The organism is Metabacillus herbersteinensis (genome assembly GCF_042433335.1).
Lineage (GTDB): Bacteria > Bacillota > Bacilli > Bacillales > Bacillaceae > Metabacillus > Metabacillus herbersteinensis.
In genome coordinates, this window is record NZ_JBHLVO010000027.1 from 1 (window position 1) to 20807 (window position 20807).

The 20807-nt window shown below is 37.7% G+C and carries 19 protein-coding genes and 2 pseudogenes; 9 read left to right on the forward strand and 12 right to left on the reverse strand.

Going from position 1 to position 20807, the window contains the following annotated elements; genetic code table 11:
• A pseudogene (locus ACFFIX_RS21365) lies at positions 1 to 326 on the reverse strand (group II intron reverse transcriptase/maturase); the annotation flags it as partial.
• 817 nt (positions 327 to 1143) lie between these two features.
• Here ACFFIX_RS21365 and ACFFIX_RS21370 point away from each other — a divergent pair.
• Genes ACFFIX_RS21370 through ACFFIX_RS21385 form a run of 4 tightly spaced genes read left to right on the forward strand, consistent with a single transcriptional unit; the run spans position 1144 to position 5175 of the window.
• Positions 1144 to 2205 carry an endospore germination permease gene (locus ACFFIX_RS21370; RefSeq protein ID WP_311315997.1) on the forward strand — a complete coding sequence of 354 codons (1062 nt, stop codon included), beginning with the start codon at positions 1144 to 1146 and terminating at the stop codon, positions 2203 to 2205.
• Entirely contained in the window at positions 2202 to 3767 is a 1566-nt protein-coding gene (locus tag ACFFIX_RS21375) for a spore germination protein (RefSeq protein WP_251157350.1), read from the forward strand. Before ACFFIX_RS21370 ends, ACFFIX_RS21375 begins: the two co-directional genes overlap by 4 nt.
• Entirely contained in the window at positions 3764 to 4012 is a 249-nt protein-coding gene (locus ACFFIX_RS21380) for a Ger(x)C family spore germination protein (RefSeq protein ID WP_251157351.1), read from the forward strand. The genes ACFFIX_RS21375 and ACFFIX_RS21380 overlap by 4 nt, the downstream gene beginning before the upstream one ends.
• The gene (locus ACFFIX_RS21385; protein WP_378937692.1) at positions 4009 to 5175 is read left to right on the forward strand and encodes a Ger(x)C family spore germination protein; all 1167 of its coding nucleotides are present in this window, start codon (positions 4009 to 4011) and stop codon (positions 5173 to 5175) included. The genes ACFFIX_RS21380 and ACFFIX_RS21385 overlap by 4 nt, the downstream gene beginning before the upstream one ends.
• An 88-nt stretch (positions 5176 to 5263) precedes the next feature.
• On the opposite strand, the gene ACFFIX_RS21390 is transcribed toward ACFFIX_RS21385, so the two are convergent.
• On the reverse strand, positions 5264 to 5422 hold the full coding sequence (locus tag ACFFIX_RS21390) for a chromate resistance protein ChrB domain-containing protein (protein WP_472843804.1): 159 nt from the start codon (positions 5420 to 5422) through the stop codon (positions 5264 to 5266).
• A gap of 396 nt (positions 5423 to 5818) precedes the next feature.
• On the opposite strand from ACFFIX_RS21390, the gene ACFFIX_RS21395 reads away from it, so the two are divergent.
• The gene (locus tag ACFFIX_RS21395; RefSeq protein WP_251157353.1) at positions 5819 to 6997 is read left to right on the forward strand and encodes a polysaccharide deacetylase family protein; all 1179 of its coding nucleotides are present in this window, start codon (positions 5819 to 5821) and stop codon (positions 6995 to 6997) included.
• Between the two features lie 574 nt (positions 6998 to 7571).
• Here ACFFIX_RS21395 and ACFFIX_RS21400 read toward each other — a convergent pair.
• From ACFFIX_RS21400 to ACFFIX_RS21435, 8 genes are all read right to left on the reverse strand, one after another.
• Positions 7572 to 8552 (reverse strand): DUF1259 domain-containing protein, encoded by a 981-nt coding sequence (locus ACFFIX_RS21400; RefSeq protein ID WP_251157354.1) that lies wholly within the window; start codon positions 8550 to 8552, stop codon positions 7572 to 7574.
• An 85-nt stretch (positions 8553 to 8637) separates the two neighbouring features.
• Positions 8638 to 8847 (reverse strand): DUF378 domain-containing protein, encoded by a 210-nt coding sequence (locus ACFFIX_RS21405; RefSeq protein WP_368298816.1) that lies wholly within the window; start codon positions 8845 to 8847, stop codon positions 8638 to 8640.
• Between the two features lie 38 nt (positions 8848 to 8885).
• Complete coding sequence (locus tag ACFFIX_RS21410; RefSeq protein ID WP_251157356.1) at positions 8886 to 9170, reverse strand: hypothetical protein; 285 nt, start codon at positions 9168 to 9170, stop codon at positions 8886 to 8888.
• 220 nt (positions 9171 to 9390) lie between these two features.
• The gene (locus ACFFIX_RS21415) at positions 9391 to 10002 is read right to left on the reverse strand and encodes a succinate dehydrogenase cytochrome b558 subunit (protein ID WP_251157357.1); all 612 of its coding nucleotides are present in this window, start codon (positions 10000 to 10002) and stop codon (positions 9391 to 9393) included.
• Between the two features lie 34 nt (positions 10003 to 10036).
• Positions 10037 to 10450, reverse strand: a complete 414-nt coding sequence (locus ACFFIX_RS21420) for a chromate resistance protein ChrB domain-containing protein (RefSeq protein ID WP_251157358.1) — start codon at positions 10448 to 10450, stop codon at positions 10037 to 10039.
• A gap of 3 nt (positions 10451 to 10453) precedes the next feature.
• Positions 10454 to 10882: a Chromate resistance protein ChrB gene (locus ACFFIX_RS21425; RefSeq protein WP_378937696.1), complete on the reverse strand. Its 429-nt coding sequence runs from the start codon at positions 10880 to 10882 to the stop codon at positions 10454 to 10456.
• A 58-nt stretch (positions 10883 to 10940) separates the two neighbouring features.
• The gene (locus tag ACFFIX_RS21430; protein WP_378937698.1) at positions 10941 to 11327 is read right to left on the reverse strand and encodes a Chromate resistance protein ChrB; all 387 of its coding nucleotides are present in this window, start codon (positions 11325 to 11327) and stop codon (positions 10941 to 10943) included.
• Between the two features lie 21 nt (positions 11328 to 11348).
• A complete protein-coding gene (locus ACFFIX_RS21435) occupies positions 11349 to 12560 on the reverse strand; it encodes a chromate transporter (protein ID WP_378937700.1) in 1212 nt (403 codons plus the stop codon).
• A 348-nt stretch (positions 12561 to 12908) separates the two neighbouring features.
• On the opposite strand from ACFFIX_RS21435, the pseudogene ACFFIX_RS21440 reads away from it, so the two are divergent.
• Together ACFFIX_RS21440 and ACFFIX_RS21445 are read left to right on the forward strand one after the other, a co-directional pair.
• Positions 12909 to 14396: pseudogene (locus tag ACFFIX_RS21440) on the forward strand (Tn3 family transposase); the annotation flags it as partial.
• 542 nt (positions 14397 to 14938) lie between these two features.
• The gene (locus ACFFIX_RS21445) at positions 14939 to 16039 is read left to right on the forward strand and encodes an MGDG synthase family glycosyltransferase (protein WP_378937702.1); all 1101 of its coding nucleotides are present in this window, start codon (positions 14939 to 14941) and stop codon (positions 16037 to 16039) included.
• Between the two features lie 392 nt (positions 16040 to 16431).
• Here the strand turns inward: ACFFIX_RS21445 and ACFFIX_RS21450 are convergent, their stop codons facing one another.
• Positions 16432 to 17319 (reverse strand): diacylglycerol/lipid kinase family protein, encoded by an 888-nt coding sequence (locus tag ACFFIX_RS21450; protein WP_378937704.1) that lies wholly within the window; start codon positions 17317 to 17319, stop codon positions 16432 to 16434.
• A 164-nt stretch (positions 17320 to 17483) separates the two neighbouring features.
• Here ACFFIX_RS21450 and ACFFIX_RS21455 point away from each other — a divergent pair, with 164 nt between their 5' ends.
• Positions 17484 to 17948, forward strand: coding sequence for a hypothetical protein (locus tag ACFFIX_RS21455; protein ID WP_378937706.1), 465 nt, complete (start codon positions 17484 to 17486; stop codon positions 17946 to 17948).
• Between the two features lie 148 nt (positions 17949 to 18096).
• Here the strand turns inward: ACFFIX_RS21455 and ACFFIX_RS21460 are convergent, their stop codons facing one another.
• Positions 18097 to 18690 carry a lysophospholipid acyltransferase family protein gene (locus ACFFIX_RS21460; protein WP_378937708.1) on the reverse strand — a complete coding sequence of 198 codons (594 nt, stop codon included), beginning with the start codon at positions 18688 to 18690 and terminating at the stop codon, positions 18097 to 18099.
• A gap of 241 nt (positions 18691 to 18931) precedes the next feature.
• Between ACFFIX_RS21460 and ACFFIX_RS21465 the strand changes: the two genes are divergently transcribed.
• A complete protein-coding gene (locus ACFFIX_RS21465; RefSeq protein WP_378937710.1) occupies positions 18932 to 20512 on the forward strand; it encodes an alkaline phosphatase family protein in 1581 nt (526 codons plus the stop codon).
• Positions 20513 to 20807 lie beyond the last annotated feature (295 nt).

A 20807-nucleotide genomic window follows, 5' to 3' on the forward strand; every position in this document is an offset into this window, starting at 1 on the left:
CCATAACTGAATTCACTGAACTGCTTTTCAAATATCGGACTGAGTACTTGATGAATGGCTTGTTGAACGACTCTATCCACTACTGTTGGTATTCCCAATTTGCGCATCTTGCCATTCTCTTTTGGGATTTCCACTCTTAAGGCAGCTTGTGGTTGGTATTTTCTTGTTCTGATGCGCTGACGCAGTTCATTCTTGTTCTCTTTCAGGTATTGCTTTAGTTCGTCGACTGTTACGCCGTCGACCCCACTTGCACCTTTGTTTTTAAAGACACGTAAGTAGGCTTCATTCATATTTCGATTACTTAGAATCTGTTCTAAAAGGTCCACACTCGTTTCTCCTTTCCTCTCACGTAGTAAGGGACAGCTCCATTTTGGTTATCCTTTGAGATACGCTCATACCTTCACCATTAACACATTCGGAGTTCGTCACTTACGCATTCGCGGCGTTGAAACACTATAAATTGTTCAGCCCTTCATGATCTATTCATTACTATGGCTTCTGCTGACTTCTTGCGATTAACCTTTTTCGACTGTACTTTTGTACATCCGCAAGATCTCCCAGGGTAAGACAACGATCTTTCCTCTTTTACTCGCCTGATTTACCCGACAAAGTTACGCACATCTTTTGGACTTTGACTTGTTATGGAGCCTCATCCCTTTGAAGAGCCTTGGTATCAGATTTCTGTTCGTCGAGCCAAGATTTTATTCTACGCTTCCTCCAGCCCTTACCTCACGGTAAGTACCTTGCGCTTCCTTAGTGGTTGGTTGATGTGTACCCCCACAGTGGACTTTCACCACCTAGATCGCTGCCATGCCCGGCACACATAAAAAACGCTACTTCATATGGGCGAATGTGATCCCAATGAACATACCGATTTATCTTCAACTTATTTAGCAAAATGAAATTACTTTTTCATCCTGTCATTGCACATAACAGCATGCGAAAGCAACGAGTCGGCAAAATGGTTTGAAGATCGTTCGTTTTATGATTGAACCTTACATTTAGTATACGTGTTCCTCTCTGTCAATGGAAATTCATTTTATTGGGTATTTTTTTCGATTCGAATGGTTAAATTACAATTATATATTTCATGGACAAAATGTCAGGCGATGATCGGGAGGTGACGATAAAATTCAAAATAATATTTCTGCGTTGCAAGGTTACTCCATTCTTTTACTTTCGATCGGCCTTCTCAATCATGTGGTCTTGATTCCCATATTGTTGGACGCAGCGGGAAGAGATGCTGTAGTCTCCGTTGGGATGGCATTGGCCTTGTTGCCTGTTTGGGGGGCGTGCCTAGTCTATATCATGAAACACAAGGGTCAACAGCCGTTCCCCGATTGGTTGCAGCACCATTTCGGCAAAGGCTTGTCCGTCATTATCCTTGCGGCAGTCAGCATCTACATATGGCTGCAGGGTTACGTTACCCTCTTTTATTTCATTGTATGGACCCATTCGACTTATATGCCGCATACACCTAAATTCGTGCTTGCTCTTCTCGTATTAGCCTGCTGTTTCTTTCTTGCAACCGGGGGCCTTCGTTCCATCGCGATTACGTCGGGTATTTTGCTGCCATTTGTGGTGATTCTCGGAGTATTAGTTATGACCTTCAACTTCAAGCATAAAGACTACAGTCTTGTTCTCCCCCTCCTTGCCGATGGATTCGCTCCCGTTTGGCGGGGCAGCCTATATGCGGCGAGCGGAATTTTCGAGCTTGTGCTTCTTCTTTTTTTTCAACATCGTCTGATCAATCGCCCTTCATTCGCCGGCGTGCTGTTCATGATTTTTTCGCTCGCCGGATTGACAATAGGCCCTTTAATGGGAGCGATTTCGATTTATGGGGCAGAGGAAGCTGCTTTGCAGAGATATCCGGCATTTGAACAGTGGCGTGTTCTCGAACTGGGAAAGTACATAGAACATTTGGATGTTTTTGCAATCTATCAGTGGGTATCCGGAGAATTCATTCGCCTTTCGCTTTCCCTCTTCATCATTGCGGATGTGTGGAAACCGAAAAACAGAACGCCGCTTCTGCTGCTTGCGACCGGAACTCTGCTTATTGCCATTTTGGCGCCGATAAGTGACGTGCGGTTTTTGCAATTTCTAAAAACGATGTATTTCCCATCCACCTTCGTCCTGGTAATCGGACTCACCTTCTTGTTTGCGGGAAAAACATGGATTTCAAGATGGAGGATGAGGGGATCATGAAGAACTGGTTGATGCAATGGTTCCGAAAGCGGTCTTATCCACCTGCTTCGTTGCCTGCGGAACAGAGAATCGGGCATTCCAACGATGCTTGCGCGAATGACCTGGGCTTGACCGAACAGGAGATCACCGGTTTATTTCAAAATTCCGCCGATGTCAAATCTGTTTCTTGCCTGTGTGACAGGCAGAATCCGAACTCCTCTGTTTTATTGCTTTATTGCGAGGGGTTGACGGATCCAAGGGAATGGAAAGACATCGTTCTGCCGCGTTTAAGGCGGCTCTTTAGAACAACAGGCTTCAATGGCGACTCCATGACCCGCAATGATGAGCTGCCGCTAGAGAAGGTAACGGGCAACGGGCTGATGTTGAGACGGCAAATCGTACAGCATGTGCTGGATGGAAAACTCATTATTTTTACGCCTGTTCAACAGTGCGTGTATGCATGGGATATGGCCAAGGTGCCTCAGCGAAAACCGGAAGAATCCAGTATCGAGGTGTCGATCAAAGGTCCTAAAGACGGTTTTGTGGAAGAGATTGCGACCAATGTCGCTTTAATTCGCAAGCGCATGAGAACAGGCTCCTTATGTTATGAACAGGTAACGGTCGGACAGCGCACGCAAACCCGAATCGGATTGCTTTATTTGCAAGATGTTGCGAACGCGGCGCTGGTTGACAATCTTCGAACGAAACTGCAGGGTATCAAATATGACGGGATATGCAGCGCCGGGCAGCTGGAAGAAATGCTTTCGACTCCGAAATCCATATTCCCGATGATGGCCTATACAGGACGGCCCGATTTCGCCGTGGCCTCGCTGCTGAGCGGTCGTTGCGTCGTTCTAACGGAGGGTACGCCCAGCGCCCTAATTGCGCCGGCCGACGTCTTCTTCCTGTTAAAGACCGCAGAAGATATCCATTATCCCGCGCTGAGCGTTGCTGTAGCAAGAGGGCTCAGAATAGTCGGGATTTTGATAGCTCTGTTATTGCCCGCGCTATGGACTGCGCTGCTAAGCTTTCACATCGAACAAATACCAATCTTGCTATTGGCTACCATTTCGGTACAGCGGCTGGGCCTCCCATTCTCTGTCGCTCAAGAAATGTTTCTGACGCTGATTTTCCTGGAAGTTTTTCGTGAGGCGGGAGCGCGGTTGCCTGCTTCATTAGGACAAACGATTACTGTCGTAGGAGGACTGATTATTGGCGATGCCGCGATTCGGGCAGGGTTTATGTCGCCCAGTGTTCTGGTTATCGCCGCGATTACCCATGTGTTCGGCTCTATGGTGCCGAATCATTCGTTGAATACTACGGTCAGTATACTGCGGTTTGGCCTTTTCTTTGTTTCTGCCGCCTTCGGTTTATACGGTTTTTTTTGCGGAGTGGTACTGCTGCTTTCCTATCTTTCCACCCTGCAGTCTTTCGGATTACCTTATTTATCTCCTTTGTCGCCGCTGGACAGGGCAGACTTGCCTCAAGCCCTGTTCAATCTTCCATGGGCTTGGCGGCGGAAACGTCCGAATGCCGTGAATACGCAAGATTCAACCCGGAAAGCAGAGGAGGACTCATCATGAAGGCGATTTTAATCTTGGTCGCGGGAGCGAGCTTGCTTCTGACGACAGGATGCTGGGGCTCGTTAGAAATCCAAACGATCCATTATGTTACGGCTATTGGAGCCGACTACAAAGATGGAGAGTATGTTCTTTATGCTCAGATGTTAGACTTTTCGGATGCAGCCAAATCGGAAGGGCAGGCAAAAACAAAAAAGCCAACCAGTTATGTAGGGAAAGCGGCGGGAAAAGAGGAGGACTCATCATGAAGGCGATTTTAATCTTGGTCGCGGGAGCGAGCTTGCTTCTGACGACAGGATGCTGGGGCTCGTTAGAAATCCAAACGATCCATTATGTTACGGCTATTGGAGCCGACTACAAAGATGGAGAGTATGTTCTTTATGCTCAGATGTTAGACTTTTCGGATGCAGCCAAATCGGAAGGGCAGGCAAAAACAAAAAAGCCAACCAGTTATGTAGGGAAAGCGGCGGGAAAAAGCCTTTGGGATGCGGCCAATAAACTGCAAGCTACATCTCAACAAGCGCTTTTTTGGGAACAGGTATCGACGATCGTCGTTACCGACAATGTATTGAAGGCGGACAAACATCTGGAATTTCTGGAGTTTACGAATCGCTATAAAGAAATACGGTACAATACATGGATATTCAGCACAAAAGAAAATATCGAAGATATCTTCAAAGCCCAAACCTTTTTCAAATTTTCTCCGCTTTACACCCTGTTGCATGAACCGAAAGATCAGTATCGGCAAAGCTCCTCGATTTCCCCCGTCCGCTTGTATCAATTTATACGTTCATTAAAAGATAAGGCCAGGTCAAGTTATTTGCCGTCATTGACATTAAACGCCGCTTTTTGGAGAGAGGACGGTAAAAACATGAAGCTTTTGGAAATTGATGGCGCGGATCTGTTCCAAACGAAACGATGGAACGGTTGGATCAGTCGAACCGATCTTACGGGCTGGCAATGGGTGAATCCAAAGACGCAAAGCTATCCCGTCGCTTTATTGTCCGACGATGATATTTCGGCCGTCATGCTGTTTAAAAAACCGCGCATCCATATTCGACCTCAGGCGAAATGGGACAAAGCCTATTTTGACATGACGATTACATTGGACGCGCATCTTGTCGAACTGCGCGAAGCCATGACGGAAAATGAGTTGATGGAACGATATACAAAACTTTTGGAAGGTCAAATCCTCCATGTTTTTCGCGAAGGTATCCGCATCCATACCGACGTGTTGAACCTGGGAGATACACTGTATCGATCCAATCCGCGTGTATGGCAACAGATGGCCGATGACCATTCATTCGTTCTTCATAATGACGCAATTCGTCATTTGAAAATCAATATTCATTTCAATGATACGGGTGAATATAAGTTTGTGCCGCAAAAACAAAAAGATGAGGATAAATAACCAGAAGTCAGCGGCAGCACATGGAGCGTTTTACCAGGACGCAGAGACAAAGGCTAGGCTTCGATCATAACCTCGTTGTCATGCCGGCTTATACGCAGCTTCTCCCGGGCGCTGGAAGATCTTCAACAGCCAGTTGTACATAGAGGGCCTCGTAGATCATATATCCTTTCTCTAACGCCTCATGATCTTTGTCACTTGTCATTCTTAATCCCTGGCATATTGCATCTAATCCGGCAGCGTTGGTCAAGTCGCCGCCGCAGGCGTGAATGCTCCTTATAATTGAAGATTAAAATATAAATAAATACAGTGCTAATAGATATATAAGAATATACACCACAGAAGCTATTCTTCCGAAAGTCGTAATACAACCTTTGTCTTCTCTTAAAAAGATTAAATATAAAATACTTAATACAACCATTAAAATATACAATGGTGAAACAGCAAGTTGTGCAAATTCATTAGCCATTTGATAATTCACACCCCTATTAAATGCTAATCCTTATTTTATCAAAATTAAGAGTCCTTTCGCTTATTTTCATTAACTATATAATTTTCTATGCCAATTAATAAAGAATAAAATAAATAAATAGACACCTCTTAAGGAAAACTATATTTGATTAAGACTTTTCTGGAGGTGTCAACATTGTTTAGTAAGAAAAAAATCTTTTTTGCCCTCGTAATGTTTTTGTTAATTCCCTCTATCGTTTATGGGAATGAATCGAGACTTCTAGAAGCGCCTATTTATATTGACGATGTCCCGATAAATACTAGATATATCATGAGAGAAGGGCATTTAATGGTACCCGCACTTTATTTGAAACATACAGGTGCATATGTGGATTGGAACGATCAATATCGGTCTGTCGTATTTAAAGCAAAAGATAAAATGTTTGCATTACCAGTCGGAAAGAGCTACTCAGACGATTTTAATCAATCAACAGGAAAGTGGATCAGGCATCCTCTTCCAACATCAACCATTGATTTCGGCGGGGAACCATTTGTTCCGTTAATTGATGTTGCTAAGAAGTTAGGTATGGGGGTCAGATATGACCCAAAAGTGAATAGAACCTTTATAACAACAAATTTACCAATTGCAGCAAACTCAATAGAATCAGCAGGTACAACTGAAAAACTGGTTGCACTTACGTTTGATGACGGACCAGAAGACTACTATACACCAAAAATATTGAGTATTCTTAAGGAAAAAGGCGTTCCTGCAACCTTTTTCGTCGTCGGTAGACAAATCACTTATTTCCCTGAAATTATGAAACAAATTGCTAAAGATGGACATGGGATTGCCAATCACACATGGCATCATCCAGATTTAAGATATCAATGGTCTTCAACCGTAAAAGAAGAAATTATATCGACTCAAAATGAAATGCAGAAAGTCCTGGGAAAGAAACCTGATGTGTTTCGTCCTCCTTATGGGGCATATACTAAGGCGGATGTTGCGATCTTAAATGAAATTGGAATGAGAAACATTTTGTGGTCTGTTGATACCCTTGATTGGAGTGGAATGTCTGCAGAAGCAATTATGGAAATTATTCATCGAGACGCATCACCTGGGGGAATCATTTTACAGCATAATTTCCAATCCAAGGCCCGTTTATTGGATGGAACAATAGAAGCACTCCCACGAATCATTGATGACCTGCAAAAACAAGGATATAAATTTGTTACGATACAGACGATGTTGGATGAACAAAAAGGACAAAATCCTCCTGCAGAAGGGCAAGCTATTGAACCGCCAGTTTCTCAACCACCTGCACAGGAGAAGCCGATTGACCAACAGCCAATTGTTCCACCACCTGCACAATAGATATACAATACCTGAACTATAAAAACGCCAAACCTGTTAGGGATTTGATCTGATATATTAGGAGATAAAAAAAGATCTATACGTTGAAAGTTCTGCATTTACATCGTTAAGGTATTCCAGTATTCTCTCAGTGATGTAACTGAGAAATTGGGATTTAATTATTCAACAATGGCGCCCTTATCTGGAAGGCTCGATATCAAGATAATATTAAAGGCATAACATAACGATCTTCTGTTTTTGCTCCCATTTGAGGAATAAAACTGATTCTGCCCATTTGTGGTATAAAGCTTTGAGTTTTGACGAAAGTCATGTAAGGAAATATAAAGTAAAACCCTTCCTGATCACTTGGAAGGGTTTTCTGTTTGGGGTACCGCCAACATTTCGGAAATTTTGTACGCTAAGAGAATTTTAAATTAAAAAAAGTCGAATCCCTGTACGTTAAGGAAACGACGTTTTAGGTGTCTTCATAATTTGCACGCTACTAAATTTAAATAGTAAAAAACCGATGCCTCAAAGAATAATCGATTCTTATATTTTGCAATCGTCAGCATGAATGATGTTCAGTATTTTTAATCTAACCTTCCATATCCGGTAATTTAGAATTGGTTTTGTCAATCGCTTTACGAAGGCCTTTGGCTAATTTTTCTGCATCATCATTCGCCCAAAAATGGACAAAAAAGAGGCGTGGTTCTTCGCTCAGCATGTGATTATGTAATGCTGTTACTTCAATACCATGTTCGCGTAAAGTCCGTATCACAGGATTTACTTCTTTAGCAGTTAACACAAAATCTCCTGTAATCGCTGCTTTTCCCTCTCCTGTTGGTTGAAAGTTAATGGCAGTGGCAGTCCCCATAGTAGGAGGAATTATCATACCGTTTTCTTTTATCTCTTCAACACGAGGAAAACTCATTTTATACACTTGATTACTAACGGTTCCTTTTTTGCCGAAAATTTCATCAAGTTGTTCTTTATTTAATGGCAACTGACCATCAGCTGTATCACCCTTCTTATCATCATTTATAGGAGTTTGAGATTTACCTATTCCCTTACGAAGTGTTTCAGCTAAATCTACAGGATTTCCATGTCCTTCGATATGCATATACATAATATCTGGAGATTCTCCCATTAAATGATTGTGCAAAGCTGTTACTTCTATACCACCTCGAATTAGCTCAGTCATTACTGGATTTACTTCTTCTTGTGTAAGAACCAGGTCTCCCATGACCATTACTTTATCATTCATTTCTTTAAATGCTAACCAAGAACCTAATGCAAAAGCTGGTTTTAGTTGAATTCCATTTAGTGAAACCTGTAAATCGCTGCGAGGTAAACTAAAGTAGAATACATCTCCTTCTTTCATTTGTCCACTTTTACCGATCACCTGTTCAACGTCTTCCCAGTTTGTCTTTTGTGTAGCCATCGCAGGAGTATCTTGATTGGAACTTTGATTTTGTGGTTGTGCTTGATTCTCTTTAGAATTAAAGGAACAGGCTCCAGTAGCCAATATCCCAAAAACCAATATTAACCCAATTATGATTTTATTATGCTTTTTCACTTAATCATTTCTCCTTTTTATAAACATGTAACGGTCTGCCATCATTATAGGTTTATAGATGTTAAACTATACAATGACTAAGATATTAAGCTTCATCACGTGAGGAAATAATTTGGCCAATCCAGTAAAGACCTGAAAGGGCAATCATTATAAACACGATATCATCAAGAGGATCCCAGACTTTTTCTAAAACTTGATCAAGAATATTGATATCTGTGACAAAATAACCCCAAGAAAATGCCCCGATAATTAAAAACCAAAAAGCAATCCAATCCAATAAACCTTTAGGTCGCATATTTTTCTCCCTTCTTTGCTCAATTATTGTCGTAACTTTTATCCCAAAAATAAAATTAAGACATTAGTTACAGTTATTAACACGCAGAACATAGCAAACAGAAATGATTTCTTCCAATCCTTTTTAAAATATTGGATCGTAAACATCAATAAGTAGCTTGCAACAAGTACATTTAACAACGTTTCTAACATCCAATTGGGTTTGAATAAGAAATATTGTACGTTGATGACCTCTCCAATCACAATTAATACAATGATTAGAATCCTAATTCGTCCAAACATCTTATCAGTGGAAGCTTTTCTCTTTTCCTCTACCGTTTCCATTCTTTCACTCCTAAAGGGTAGATTATCGCAATAACCATACAGTTGTCCCCCTACTTCTAGCAGTTACTAGTTTCTTCCGGGATATGAAACCGTGGTTACATCTTCAACTACTTTTATTATAGGCACAAAATAATTTTGAATTCAAGGTTAAAAAGGACGAAGGAATTTCAACCTATAAAAAAAAGCATAGAGACTAAAACCTATCTCTACGCTTTTTTACTTACACCTGGAAGGCAAATAAAGACATTAGCCCAATAATAGTTAAGGTTATAAAAATAACTCCCGTTACATATGTAGAAATGACTTGTGAACGTGGAGTAATTGTAATCCCCCATGATACCATAAAAGACCATAGCCCGTTGCTAAAATGAAAAACGGTGGAAATAATGCCAAGCGCATAAAAAATCATCATGAATGGATTATCTAAAATGTCAGCCATCATGTTAAAATTAACTTCTTCACCGAGAGCTTTTTGGATACGTGTTTCCCATACATGCCAGGAAATAAAGATTAGAGTGATCACTCCGGTAATACGCTGGACAAAGAACATCAGGTTACGAAAATAACCATACCGAGAAACATTATTAGATGCTTGGAAGGCAATATAAATACCATAAATACTATGGAAAAGTAACGGAAGGTAGATAAGAAAGATTTCTAAAAAAATTAAAAAAGGTAATCCTTCAACAAACTCAATAACGCTATTGTAAGCTTCTGGTCCCCTTGTCGCAAAGTAGTTAGCTACTAAATGAAAGACAAGGTATAACCCGATTGGAAAAACCCCTAATAAAGAATGGAGTCTACGATTTACATGTTCATTCATTGATCCCATTGTTTTCCCCCTATTAAACTTGTAGAACTCTATTTTACTGTGAAGCCTTTAATTGTTCATAAATAGCAGTGAATATCATAAATCCTCTTTCTAACGCTTCTTCGTCACCCTTACTGATCAAGCGTACACCTCTGCAGATAAAATCTAATCCTTGTGCGACAGGCTCTAAAAATACCTCTTGAACTGTATCGGCCTCGTCAACGATTTGTGCGATACGTTCTAATAAAGGATCATGGATATCATACTCTTTTAAAATCGTGCGAAAGCTAGCATGTCCATCTCGATGCGAAAGTCGAACACCTGGTAAATCAAAAGGTTCTCCATCTTCCGGTAGCAATCCGCCTTCTGGGAGAAAAATAAATTCCGGTGTTTCATCTATATAATTTTTGATTAACCAACAACAGGCCATTCGATCAACACCAATATTTTGTCTTGTTACCCATTTCATAATCTAGTTCCTCCTTGCCTTTTTTATTGCCTCTTGGACTTTAATTCCTTCAGGAGAATCAAAATAATCAATCATTTTGACACGTTGATATCGTTTAGAGAGAGAGACAAGATCTCCTTTTTCAACATATAGGTCATTTAAGATCTCTTGATATTCTTCATTAACTTGAGCTATAAATTGTTGAATTAAATTCTCATCTTTTTGACCTAAAAGTAACGAGGCTTCCCATAGGGAAGCTTCCCCTTCCATTTCTTTAATTTCCATAACTAACCATTCAAATTGTTCAAGAGTCCATGGATTCTTTGGAAGAATCCATACGGAATCATGAAGTAAGATAGCCCCTAAGCGTTTCTTTAATTTTCTCCAAACATAAACTCTACGAGACGTAGGGTTACGTGGCACTTTATAATGTAAATGTAACCAAACTTTCACATTGTTACCCTCCGGCGATTTTATTATAGGAAAGGATTGTTTTTGGCTAATAAATTTTTTATACATGAGCCAAATATGTAGAATACGGCTTGCATCCATTCCTCCATATAAAGTTTAGGCCCAACCTGGCAACTACCATTTCTGATTCTTTTAAAATTTCAGTATATCCTATATTGACTTCTGTTAAAAACTGTTGGATTAACGTTTCATCTTGCCCGGGAAGGATCAATTCTGACTCAAATACCATAACACTTCCACCAAACTCTTTAATTTCTACTGATAACCATTGAAATTGCTCTCGTGTCCAACCTGTAATGGGCAAACACCATACGGTATCGTGGAGCAAAACGGCCCCAAGGCGCTTAAGTTTTCGCCAAACATAAACTCGGTGAGAAGTCGGTTCAGGTGGAACTTTATATAGAAGTAACAACCATAAACGTTTCATACAGTCTTCTCCGATCTTACTTTAGGAGTGTAAAAGGGGATAAATAATCAATCCTAAGACCGCTGCCCCGAGTATGATGATAGGTTCTGAAATCTTTTTAAACTTCCAAAGTAGTCCCAAGGTAACAATCGCAAATAATGCTGTCGGGATATCATAAATGGATCTTTGGCCTAAAACAATCACGGCACCGGTAATAGCTCCAACTGCCCCCGTCGTTACTCCTTCAACGAAAGCAGAAATAGATGGCAGCTTTCCATATTTTTTAAACAATGGTGCTGGGATGATTGTTAACAAGTATGCAGGAAGAAACGTAGCCACAGCAGCAATCGTCGCTCCTGAAAAACCGTGTAGTAGATACCCTATAAAACCTGTTGTAATGACTACAGGTCCAGGTGTAATCATAGCCACAGCTACAGCGTCCACAAACTCCTGAGCATTCAACCACTGATTCTCGACTACTACACCACTATAAAGAAACGGGACGATCGCTAGACCACTACCAAAGACAAATGCACCTGCTTTGGAAAAGAACCAAAAGATTTGCCATAATAGTCCTGTATCTACAGTGGATGGCGCTTTCGCCATGGCAAAAGCTAACGGCATTACTGCAATACTATTTACACCTTTTTTAAGATTTTTCAGCCATTGAGGAGGAGCTTTCACAAGTAACACTATAATACCTCCTGCTAATATTAAAACAATTGACTCAGACTCCGTAACTGCAGTGAATATAGCTGATGTTAAATAAATTCCTATAAGCAACCATTTTTTCCCTACCGTTTTTGTTGTGAGTTTATACGCACTAAAAGCAATAATACCAATAACACTTGCTCCTACCGCATAAAAGACAGCTTGCATCCAGGTCAGACCACCATATTGAACGTAAGCCCAACCAATAGCAACCACCATAATGAACGATGGAAGAGCAAAAGCAATTCCTACAAGGGTGGCTCCTATAAATCTATAATGGACATAACCGAGGTAAATTCCTAACTGTGCAGCAAGTGGTCCTGGGGAAAGCTGAGATAAAGCCAACCCATCTTTATAATCGTCCTCTGAAATCCATTTACGTTGTTCGACAAGGTCACGATACATATAATTGGCTAAGGCTACTGGCCCTCCAAATCCAATCGTTCCTAATTTCAAAAAATACATCACAATTTGCCAGAGTGAATACTCTGCCACTTGAGGTTTATGGGTCTTTTTAACTTTACCCAATACCGGTTCAGACATGTCTTTCTCCTCCACTTCACGAATATGGTGTAACTGTGGTTACATTATATTCTAAAAGATTAAATAAATAAATAAGAATTTCTATAATTGTGCTAGCAATTGCTGTTAGAGAGAAATCCCGTAAATGGTTCCGCAGTCCTAATGTTAGATTTAAATGAAAACTATTTAGTTAATCTAGAATCGATTTTTACACTACGGTCACTTAAATTGATAACAAGGTTAATACCAAAGTTACTTTCCTTTGTTTTCCGGTTCCAAAAATGGGTTTATGGAACTTTCCATTGAAGATAGTAAATCCCCCTTTTTTACTAGATAAGAGGACCAAAACTCATTTCCAATAACATTTTTTATGTAGTGTCAAAGGATGATTGGGGAAAAGCAAAGGTTCAAGGGACTAATATAGCTGTTCACTTAAGTTTTGAACAGTATTTACAAAATAAATGTGAGACTTTAAATACTAAACTTCAATGGATTTCCAAAAATATTGATAAAGTTGAAAGTATTAATATTGAGAAACAAAAGATACATGTTGAGAGACTACAAGCAGATACTCCTGAAGAAGCTAGAAATTTTAGTTTAGCTCTTTATAATATGCTTCCAAGAGTTAAACTTACGGATTTATTAATGGAAGTTGCTGAATGGACTGGATTTGAAGAGTCAATTATTCACGCTTCTTCTAATCAGCCACCTAAAGGTGAGGAAAAATCTATTGTAATGGCTACCTTAATGGCGATGGGGACGAATATTCGATTAACTAAAATGGCAGAAACAACTCCTGATATTTCATATCGCCAGATGGCCAATGTTATGCAATGGAGATTACATGAAGATGCTATGGCTCGCGCTCAAGCTACACTGGTAAATTATCAGCACCGTCTATCTTTAGCTACATATTGGGGAGATGGGACAACATCTTCTTCAGATGGTATGCGTGTCCCTGTTGGAGTATCATCGTTACATGCAGATTCAAACCCGCATTATGGAACTGGGAAAGGTACAACCATTTATCGTTTTACAAGTGATCAGTTTTCATCTTTTTATGCAAAAGTTATCAATACAAATGCAAGAGATGCTGTACATGTAATAGATGGATTATTACATCATGAATCTGACCTTTCAATTGAAGAGCCTTACACCGATAAGGCTGGTTACACAGACCAAATATTCGGACTGACTCATTTATTAGGATTTAAATTTGCTCCTAGAATAAGAGATTTATCAGACTCAAAATTATTTACAATAGAAAAAGCAAGTGAATATCCAAAATTAGAAACCATTTTACGTGGCCAAATAAATACAAAGGTCATTAAAGAAAATTATGACGATGTTTTGCGATTAGCTCATTCTATAAGGGAAGGAACAGTTTCAGCGTCTCTTATTATGGGGAAACTAGGTTCTTATTCAAGACAAAACAGCTTAGCCACAGCCTTACGTGAAATGGGACGAATAGAAAAAACGATCTTTATTTTGAATTACATTTCTGATGAATCATTAAGAAGAAAAATACAGAGAGGATTGAACAAAGGAGAAGCCATGAATGGATTGGCAAGAGCCATTTTCTTTGGAAAACAAGGTGAGCTAAGGGAAAGAACCATACAGCATCAATTGCAAAGGGCAAGTGCCTTAAACATAATCATTAATGCCATCAGTATATGGAATACCTTACATCTAACAGAAGCAGTTGAATATCAAAAGCAGTCTGGTAGTTTTAATGAGGAATTATTGCACCATATATCGCCTCTAGGTTGGGAACATATTAATTTGCTAGGAGAATACCATTTTAATTCCGAGAAAGTGGTCTCGTTAGATTTTTTAAGACCATTGAAACTTTCTTAACGTTGTTAAAAATGGGGGAACCGTCTCGAAAATGTGCTTACCGTTGTAAATCCGCATTTTCTGACGGTACCCCAATAGGGAATAAAGCTAAAAAGTGTATACGTAAAACTCATACCAAAAGCCAATACCATTATCTCTTCTATTGGAGGAGACAGTATATGGTTAGGGTTTCTGTTGGATCTAAATCCTTCTTAGTAAAATGAAGAAGGATTTAGTGTTTTTTTCCTTAATTTGATTGAATCGAATGAATGATCTTACCACATCCTAATTCTTGAAAGGATGGATGATGGTGGTACAAGAATTTTTAAATTGGTTTCACAATATGGGAATCGTTTCCCTGTTTATAATCATGGTTATAGAGGGATTATCTATTCCGTTTCCTGGGTTAATTTTGGCTATAACTTACGCATGTCGGTGCATCGAACTCATTAATTTTTCTTGCCAATAGAATTGTTATATTAGGGTAATCTAATACTATTGCTTAGAGTGTAAATTAGCGCTAGTATCATCGGCCATTATTTATTTAATAAGGGAGGCTAGTTATGATTGTTGAAAATATATTAATTTTTTCTGCCTCTATTGGCAATGGGCATAATCAAGCAGCTAAGGCATTATCAGAAGAGTTTGAAAAAAGGGGTTATCAATGTGAAATAATTGACACATTCAAATTTATTAATCCGGCCTTTCACAAAATGATATTAGAAGGATACCTGAAAATATTAAAGTATTGTCCGAGTGTTTGGAGAAAATTGTATAGCCATACTGAAGAACGTCCTTGGTATATGATAATGGACCAATTTGGAACAATGCTCTGTGACAAACTTTACTCTAAAATCAAAGAAAGTAGATGTATTTCATTAATTTCCGTACATCCATTTTCTACAGCTATTTTGTCAAAAATGAAGAGTAAAAAAAATGTTCATATACCATTATATAGTGTAATAACTGACTTTGTATTGCATCCAGCTTATTTTAGGAACGAAGTAGATGGATATTTTACGGCATCAGACCAATTGGATTATTATTCATCAAGATACAATGTCCCTTTATCAAAGATCCACTCAACTGGTATACCAATTCGTTCAATACCATCAGCAATGAAGTCTAAGTTGACACTAAAGCATGAATTAAACTTAGACGCTGAGAAAAAAACAATATTAATCACAGGCGGAGCAATTGATTTAACCAAATTCACGAAGGTATTAAAGGCTTTAAACACTCTAGAAAGTAATCTACAAATAGTATGTATAACTGGTCATAATAAAAAAGCGACAAAGAAAATTAAGCAATCAGATTGTAAACATGAAACAGTTAGTATTGGATTTACAAATAGGTTTACCGATTATTTAAGGGCGAGCGATGTTATTATCTCAAAAGCGGGCGGTTTAACAATGTCAGAGTCTTTAGTTTGTGAAACACCTATACTGATTTATCAACCAGTTCCCGGGCATGAAGAGCATAATTCCCAGTATTTATTGAAATATGGTGCAGCTTTAATAGCTGAAGTTTACAAAGATATACCAGTGGTGCTAGAACAGTTTCTATCTAATGAGAGTTATTATGAGGAAATAATACAAAATATAAAAAAAATACAAAAACCTAATGCTGCTAAAGAAATTATTGATAAAATTATCAATATTTAATATAAATGGTCACATAAAGTAATGAGCCTTATCAGTAAAATCCCTTTAAAGAATCTTTTTTTGTATAAACAGAAAATGTAATGGACATGTTATAAAAAATATTATATAGGGGTGTTAAGAATGAGGCCAATTAATTAAGACCAGCAATATTGTACATTGTGATTTACAGGATTAAAGGGAAATTGGAATCTGATAAAATTGAAAGGAGATTTGGTACATGGTCAAATTTATTAGAGAGTTTTTTGGTGTTGTAAATAATATGATCATTGCCTAGGTGAATTTGATTATGATGAGGCTTTAGAAAAAATGAAAAGAGATAAATAATATAGTAACAAACAAAAATCCTTATTTTATGGACTAAAGAGAATAAGGATTTTTGTTTTGGGAAAATATTAAAAAACATATAAACTATGCGGTTCAATCCTAATTTGAGCTGGAGTCCGTCCTATTATTTCACCATCTCCATGAATCATCAATGGAGTTGAAGAGTTTATTTCGAGTTCTGTTCCTTTAATTATTTTAATTGAAGGAGAAGACATATGTTGTCCTTTTAGAACTAATTTCAAAATACGAAAAAACTGAAATTTAGTCATTCCATGCACTATGCAGATATCAAATAAACCATCAGTGCATTCAGCTTTTGGACAAATAGGAAGACCACCTCCATAGAAGGGCAAATTAGCTACGGCGACCAGCCAAACTTTTTGAAATTTGTATATTTTCTTATCAATAACAACAGTGATATCGGCAGGAGTGAATTGGAACAACACCTTAATAGTGTTAATTATATAAGTGAGATGACCTATCCGAATTAAATTAAAGATTTTTTTAAATATGGACTGATTAGATACATAGGCAACTTCCCCATCAAATCCTATTCCTGCAACTGTGCAAAAGTAAGTTGAGTTGACAATTCCAATATCAATGATTTTAGATTCACCATTTAATATTCTATCTAACGCCTTATCATGTTCTAATGAAATACCGAGTCCCCTTGAGAAATCATTGCCCGAACCAGCTGGGATTATTCCTAAGGGTGTATTGGAACCGATTAGTCCATTAAGAACTTCATGAATGGTTCCGTCACCACCTACTACAACAATAATACAATTACATTTCTCATTGATTAGTTCTTGAACTATTAAGGTAGCGTGTTTTGGTTTTTCTGTATAATAAACACAATATAGTACATTTTTTTTTATAAGTATTCTTTCAATTTTATTCCAAATTTTAAGAGCTCTTCCATTTCCGGAAACTTTATTGACTATGAAACAATACAAAAACCTCACCTATTCATTAAGTAATAGAACCATTTTAGCCTAATTTATTATATTGTATACAAATGTATTTTTCTGTAAATATTACAAAGTGAAAAGAGTGGCTGGAGAAAACTTCATCATTAAACACTTGAAATGAAAAGACCTAGTAAAGGAATGGGAATATTGTGGAAAAACCTACAGAGGCGTTATTATTGAGCATTGCACTTCCTGGCTTTTGGCAACTTATAAACGGAAGACTGGTAAAAGGAACAATTTTATTGGGGTTAGAATTTATCGTAAATATTAAGGCTAATCTTAACGAAGTTATTATTTCTAGTTTTCACGGCGATATTGAAAAAGCAATTGCTCATGTTAATCAATGGTTGATGTTTTATCCTTGTTTGTATTTTTTCTCGATGTGGGATGCGTTTAAGGATGCAGGAGGAGGAAAAGATGAATTTTCTTTTTTTCCATTTGTGTTTGCAGCTTTTTTTGTAACCGTAGGATGTATATATTCCTCCACTATTAGGTTGTTTGGAGTAATATTGGGTCCTATTTGGCTTCCGATGTTGTGTGTAGTACCAGGAATTCTACTAGGAATTATTTTTATGACTACTTTAAAGAATTTTAAAGACAAAAATGTGTTTTGATATATCTTAACATATAGAATGTGAATGATAGTTATAACGGGAGTTTTAGAATTGGGATTTAAGAGCCAACGAAAATGCAAGGTTTTTATGTACTACTTGCGTATCTTGGCTCTTTTTACATTCATAATGGATACTGCCATAACCATACTTATTTATTCAGATTTTCCAGCATCATTAGTGTCTTTATTTGTTCCATTACAAATAAGGATATGGTTGTGTCTTTAGATTTATCTACTTTTACATCATTGACATATATTAATGGTCCAATTATGACTTTTATTGTTTTACGATACTTATTTTCCAAAAATATGATAGCAACCGGTAAAATGGGAATACCAGTTTTGGAAGCAAAATAACCTACTCCTCTTTTCGGTGGGATTTCTTTCTCATTTTTACGCCTTTTCCCCTCAGGAAAAATACCAAAAATTTCACCGTCTCCTATTATTTTCAATACCTTCCTTACGGGACGTATAGGATTGCCCCCATGCCTATCAATAGGAATAGCATGTAGGGCAGTAAAAAAACAACTAGAAAAACGACTTCGAAACAATTCCACTTTAGCCATATAATGGATTTTTCTCATTATAGTACACGATAGAACTAAAGGATCGTAATTACTAATATGGTTGGCAGCTACAATATATGGTGTTTGATGTGGAATATGTTCTGTCCCAATAACCTCTATACGAAACTTTAAGTACAATATTAATTTTGCAATGGGTTTTAGCAATGTATATAACATAACATCTGACTGAACTCCTACACTGATTTTTATTGAATATTATGAACTGGATCAGGGGAAAATATTCCAATAAAACTCTCCCTATTAAAATTTTTTTAGGAAGTATGCAGTTGAAATTTTTATTAAACCATGTATTTTCTATAGGTAGAGTTTGATACTATTACAAAGATCTCAAACCCTTGGTATAAAAAAGTTGAATTTAAGATAGAGTTAGTAATAATCTGAAATTGGAGGTTGAGCAATGAGGCGGCGTTATTTACTTCTTTTTATTTTTCTTTTAATTATAGTTATTAGCTTTAAAGGGTCAAGTCTCTCTTTTATAGAAGCTGATTATAACATAAACGAAGTTTCAGAAAAGAAAAATGTTGTTATGATAATAATCGATTCCATGACAGGAGAAATATTGCGAGAAGGTTTTAAAAATAATAACTTTTCGGCCTTGCTGTTTTTGGCGAAAAACGGCATGTTTTATGATGATTTAGTTGCTCCAATTCCTTCAATGTCAGTCACTATAGAAAGTACCATACTAACTGGAACGATGCCCGATTTTCATAGAATTCCCGGCTTAACTTGGTATAAACCTGAGGAAAATCGTTTGGTTAATTATGGTTCAACTTTAAAAGCATTTTTGAAAATAGGACCTACAGCTATGTTTGAAGACGTTATATATAATTTGAATAATGAACATTTAAGTAAGGAAGTTTCGACAGTTTTTGAAGATTTACATAACCGGGGAAGAACTTCAGGAGCTATAAATACTCTTGTATATCGAGGTAGTCGTGATTATGAAGTAATGGTTCCCACATTATTAAGAAAGATAACTCATTCGCCAAGAAACATCGAATTAAAAGGACCTGATATTTTAGCCTTCGGTAAATTGGTACAGCCGGAGCTGATGCATGAAAAAAAACTACCTGATAGTATCTTCAAAAAATATGGACTAAATGATAAGTATTCTTCTGAAGTAACACAAACATTAATTCGGCAAAACAAACTACCAGATTTTTCAATTGTTTATTTTCCCGATTTTGATAAAAAAGCCCATAAGCATGGTCCAATGTATATTGATGGTCTAAAGAAAGCTGACCAATATCTTGGAGAGGTTTTAGATGCTTATGGAAGTTGGGAGAAGGCAATCAAGGAAGATATTTTTATTGTGATTGGTGATCATGGGCAAGATAATACGATTAAAAACAAGGAAAAATTAACAATAGATTTGGATGATATATACGAACAGTATAAAATTTCCCGATTTTCTGGAAATGTAGACAAGGGAGAAATTGCTTTTGGTAACAATCATCGTTTAACATATGTTTATTCTATCGATGAAAAGTTGTCATTTTCAAACTTAGCCAATATTGCAATGAATGATAATCGTATAGCATTAAGTGCTTGGATTGAAAATAATTGGATCAATGTCATAAGTCCTGATGTTAATGGTATCTTTAAATTTAAGTCTGGTGGCAAATGGAGGGACAAATATAATCAAGAGTGGACTATAGATGGTGATCCTAATATATTGTCTATTGAGGTACATTCAGAGAATAAATTAAGGTATGGAGATTACCCGGATATTTTAAATCAACTAGAAAGTGCACTTAAAAGCCATGATGTCCCTGTCATGATACTAGCAGCTAAACCTGGCTTTTCATTCTACTCCGAAGCTGCCCCAATACATAAGGATGGAGGAGAGCATGGAGGGATTCATAAAAATGAAATATTGTCTGCAATGATTATTACTGGTACGGATGAAGTACCTCACTACCGCCGAATGGTTGACTTAAAAAGTTATATTCTCTCTCTCTTTGATGAAAAATCGTAAAATAACGCTCAAATATCCTAGTAAAGATCGTTTTACAATTTTATTTGAATTGTTTGTAGCGGAGGGTACTTGACTTATGAAAGAAATGAGGGGAAAGGAAGCCCCCTACGGACTAGGAAAAGGAAACTCCCTTTCCCACCCTTGGATTATTGCTTGGAGCGCAAATCAACGGGTGAAATGATTAACCTATATAACAACAATCTATGCTACAAAACAGCTTGTTTAAGATAGCCAAAGTTTAAAACAAGCGAATACCTCAGTTTTCACTTTTTTCGACATTAAACAGTCTCCATAA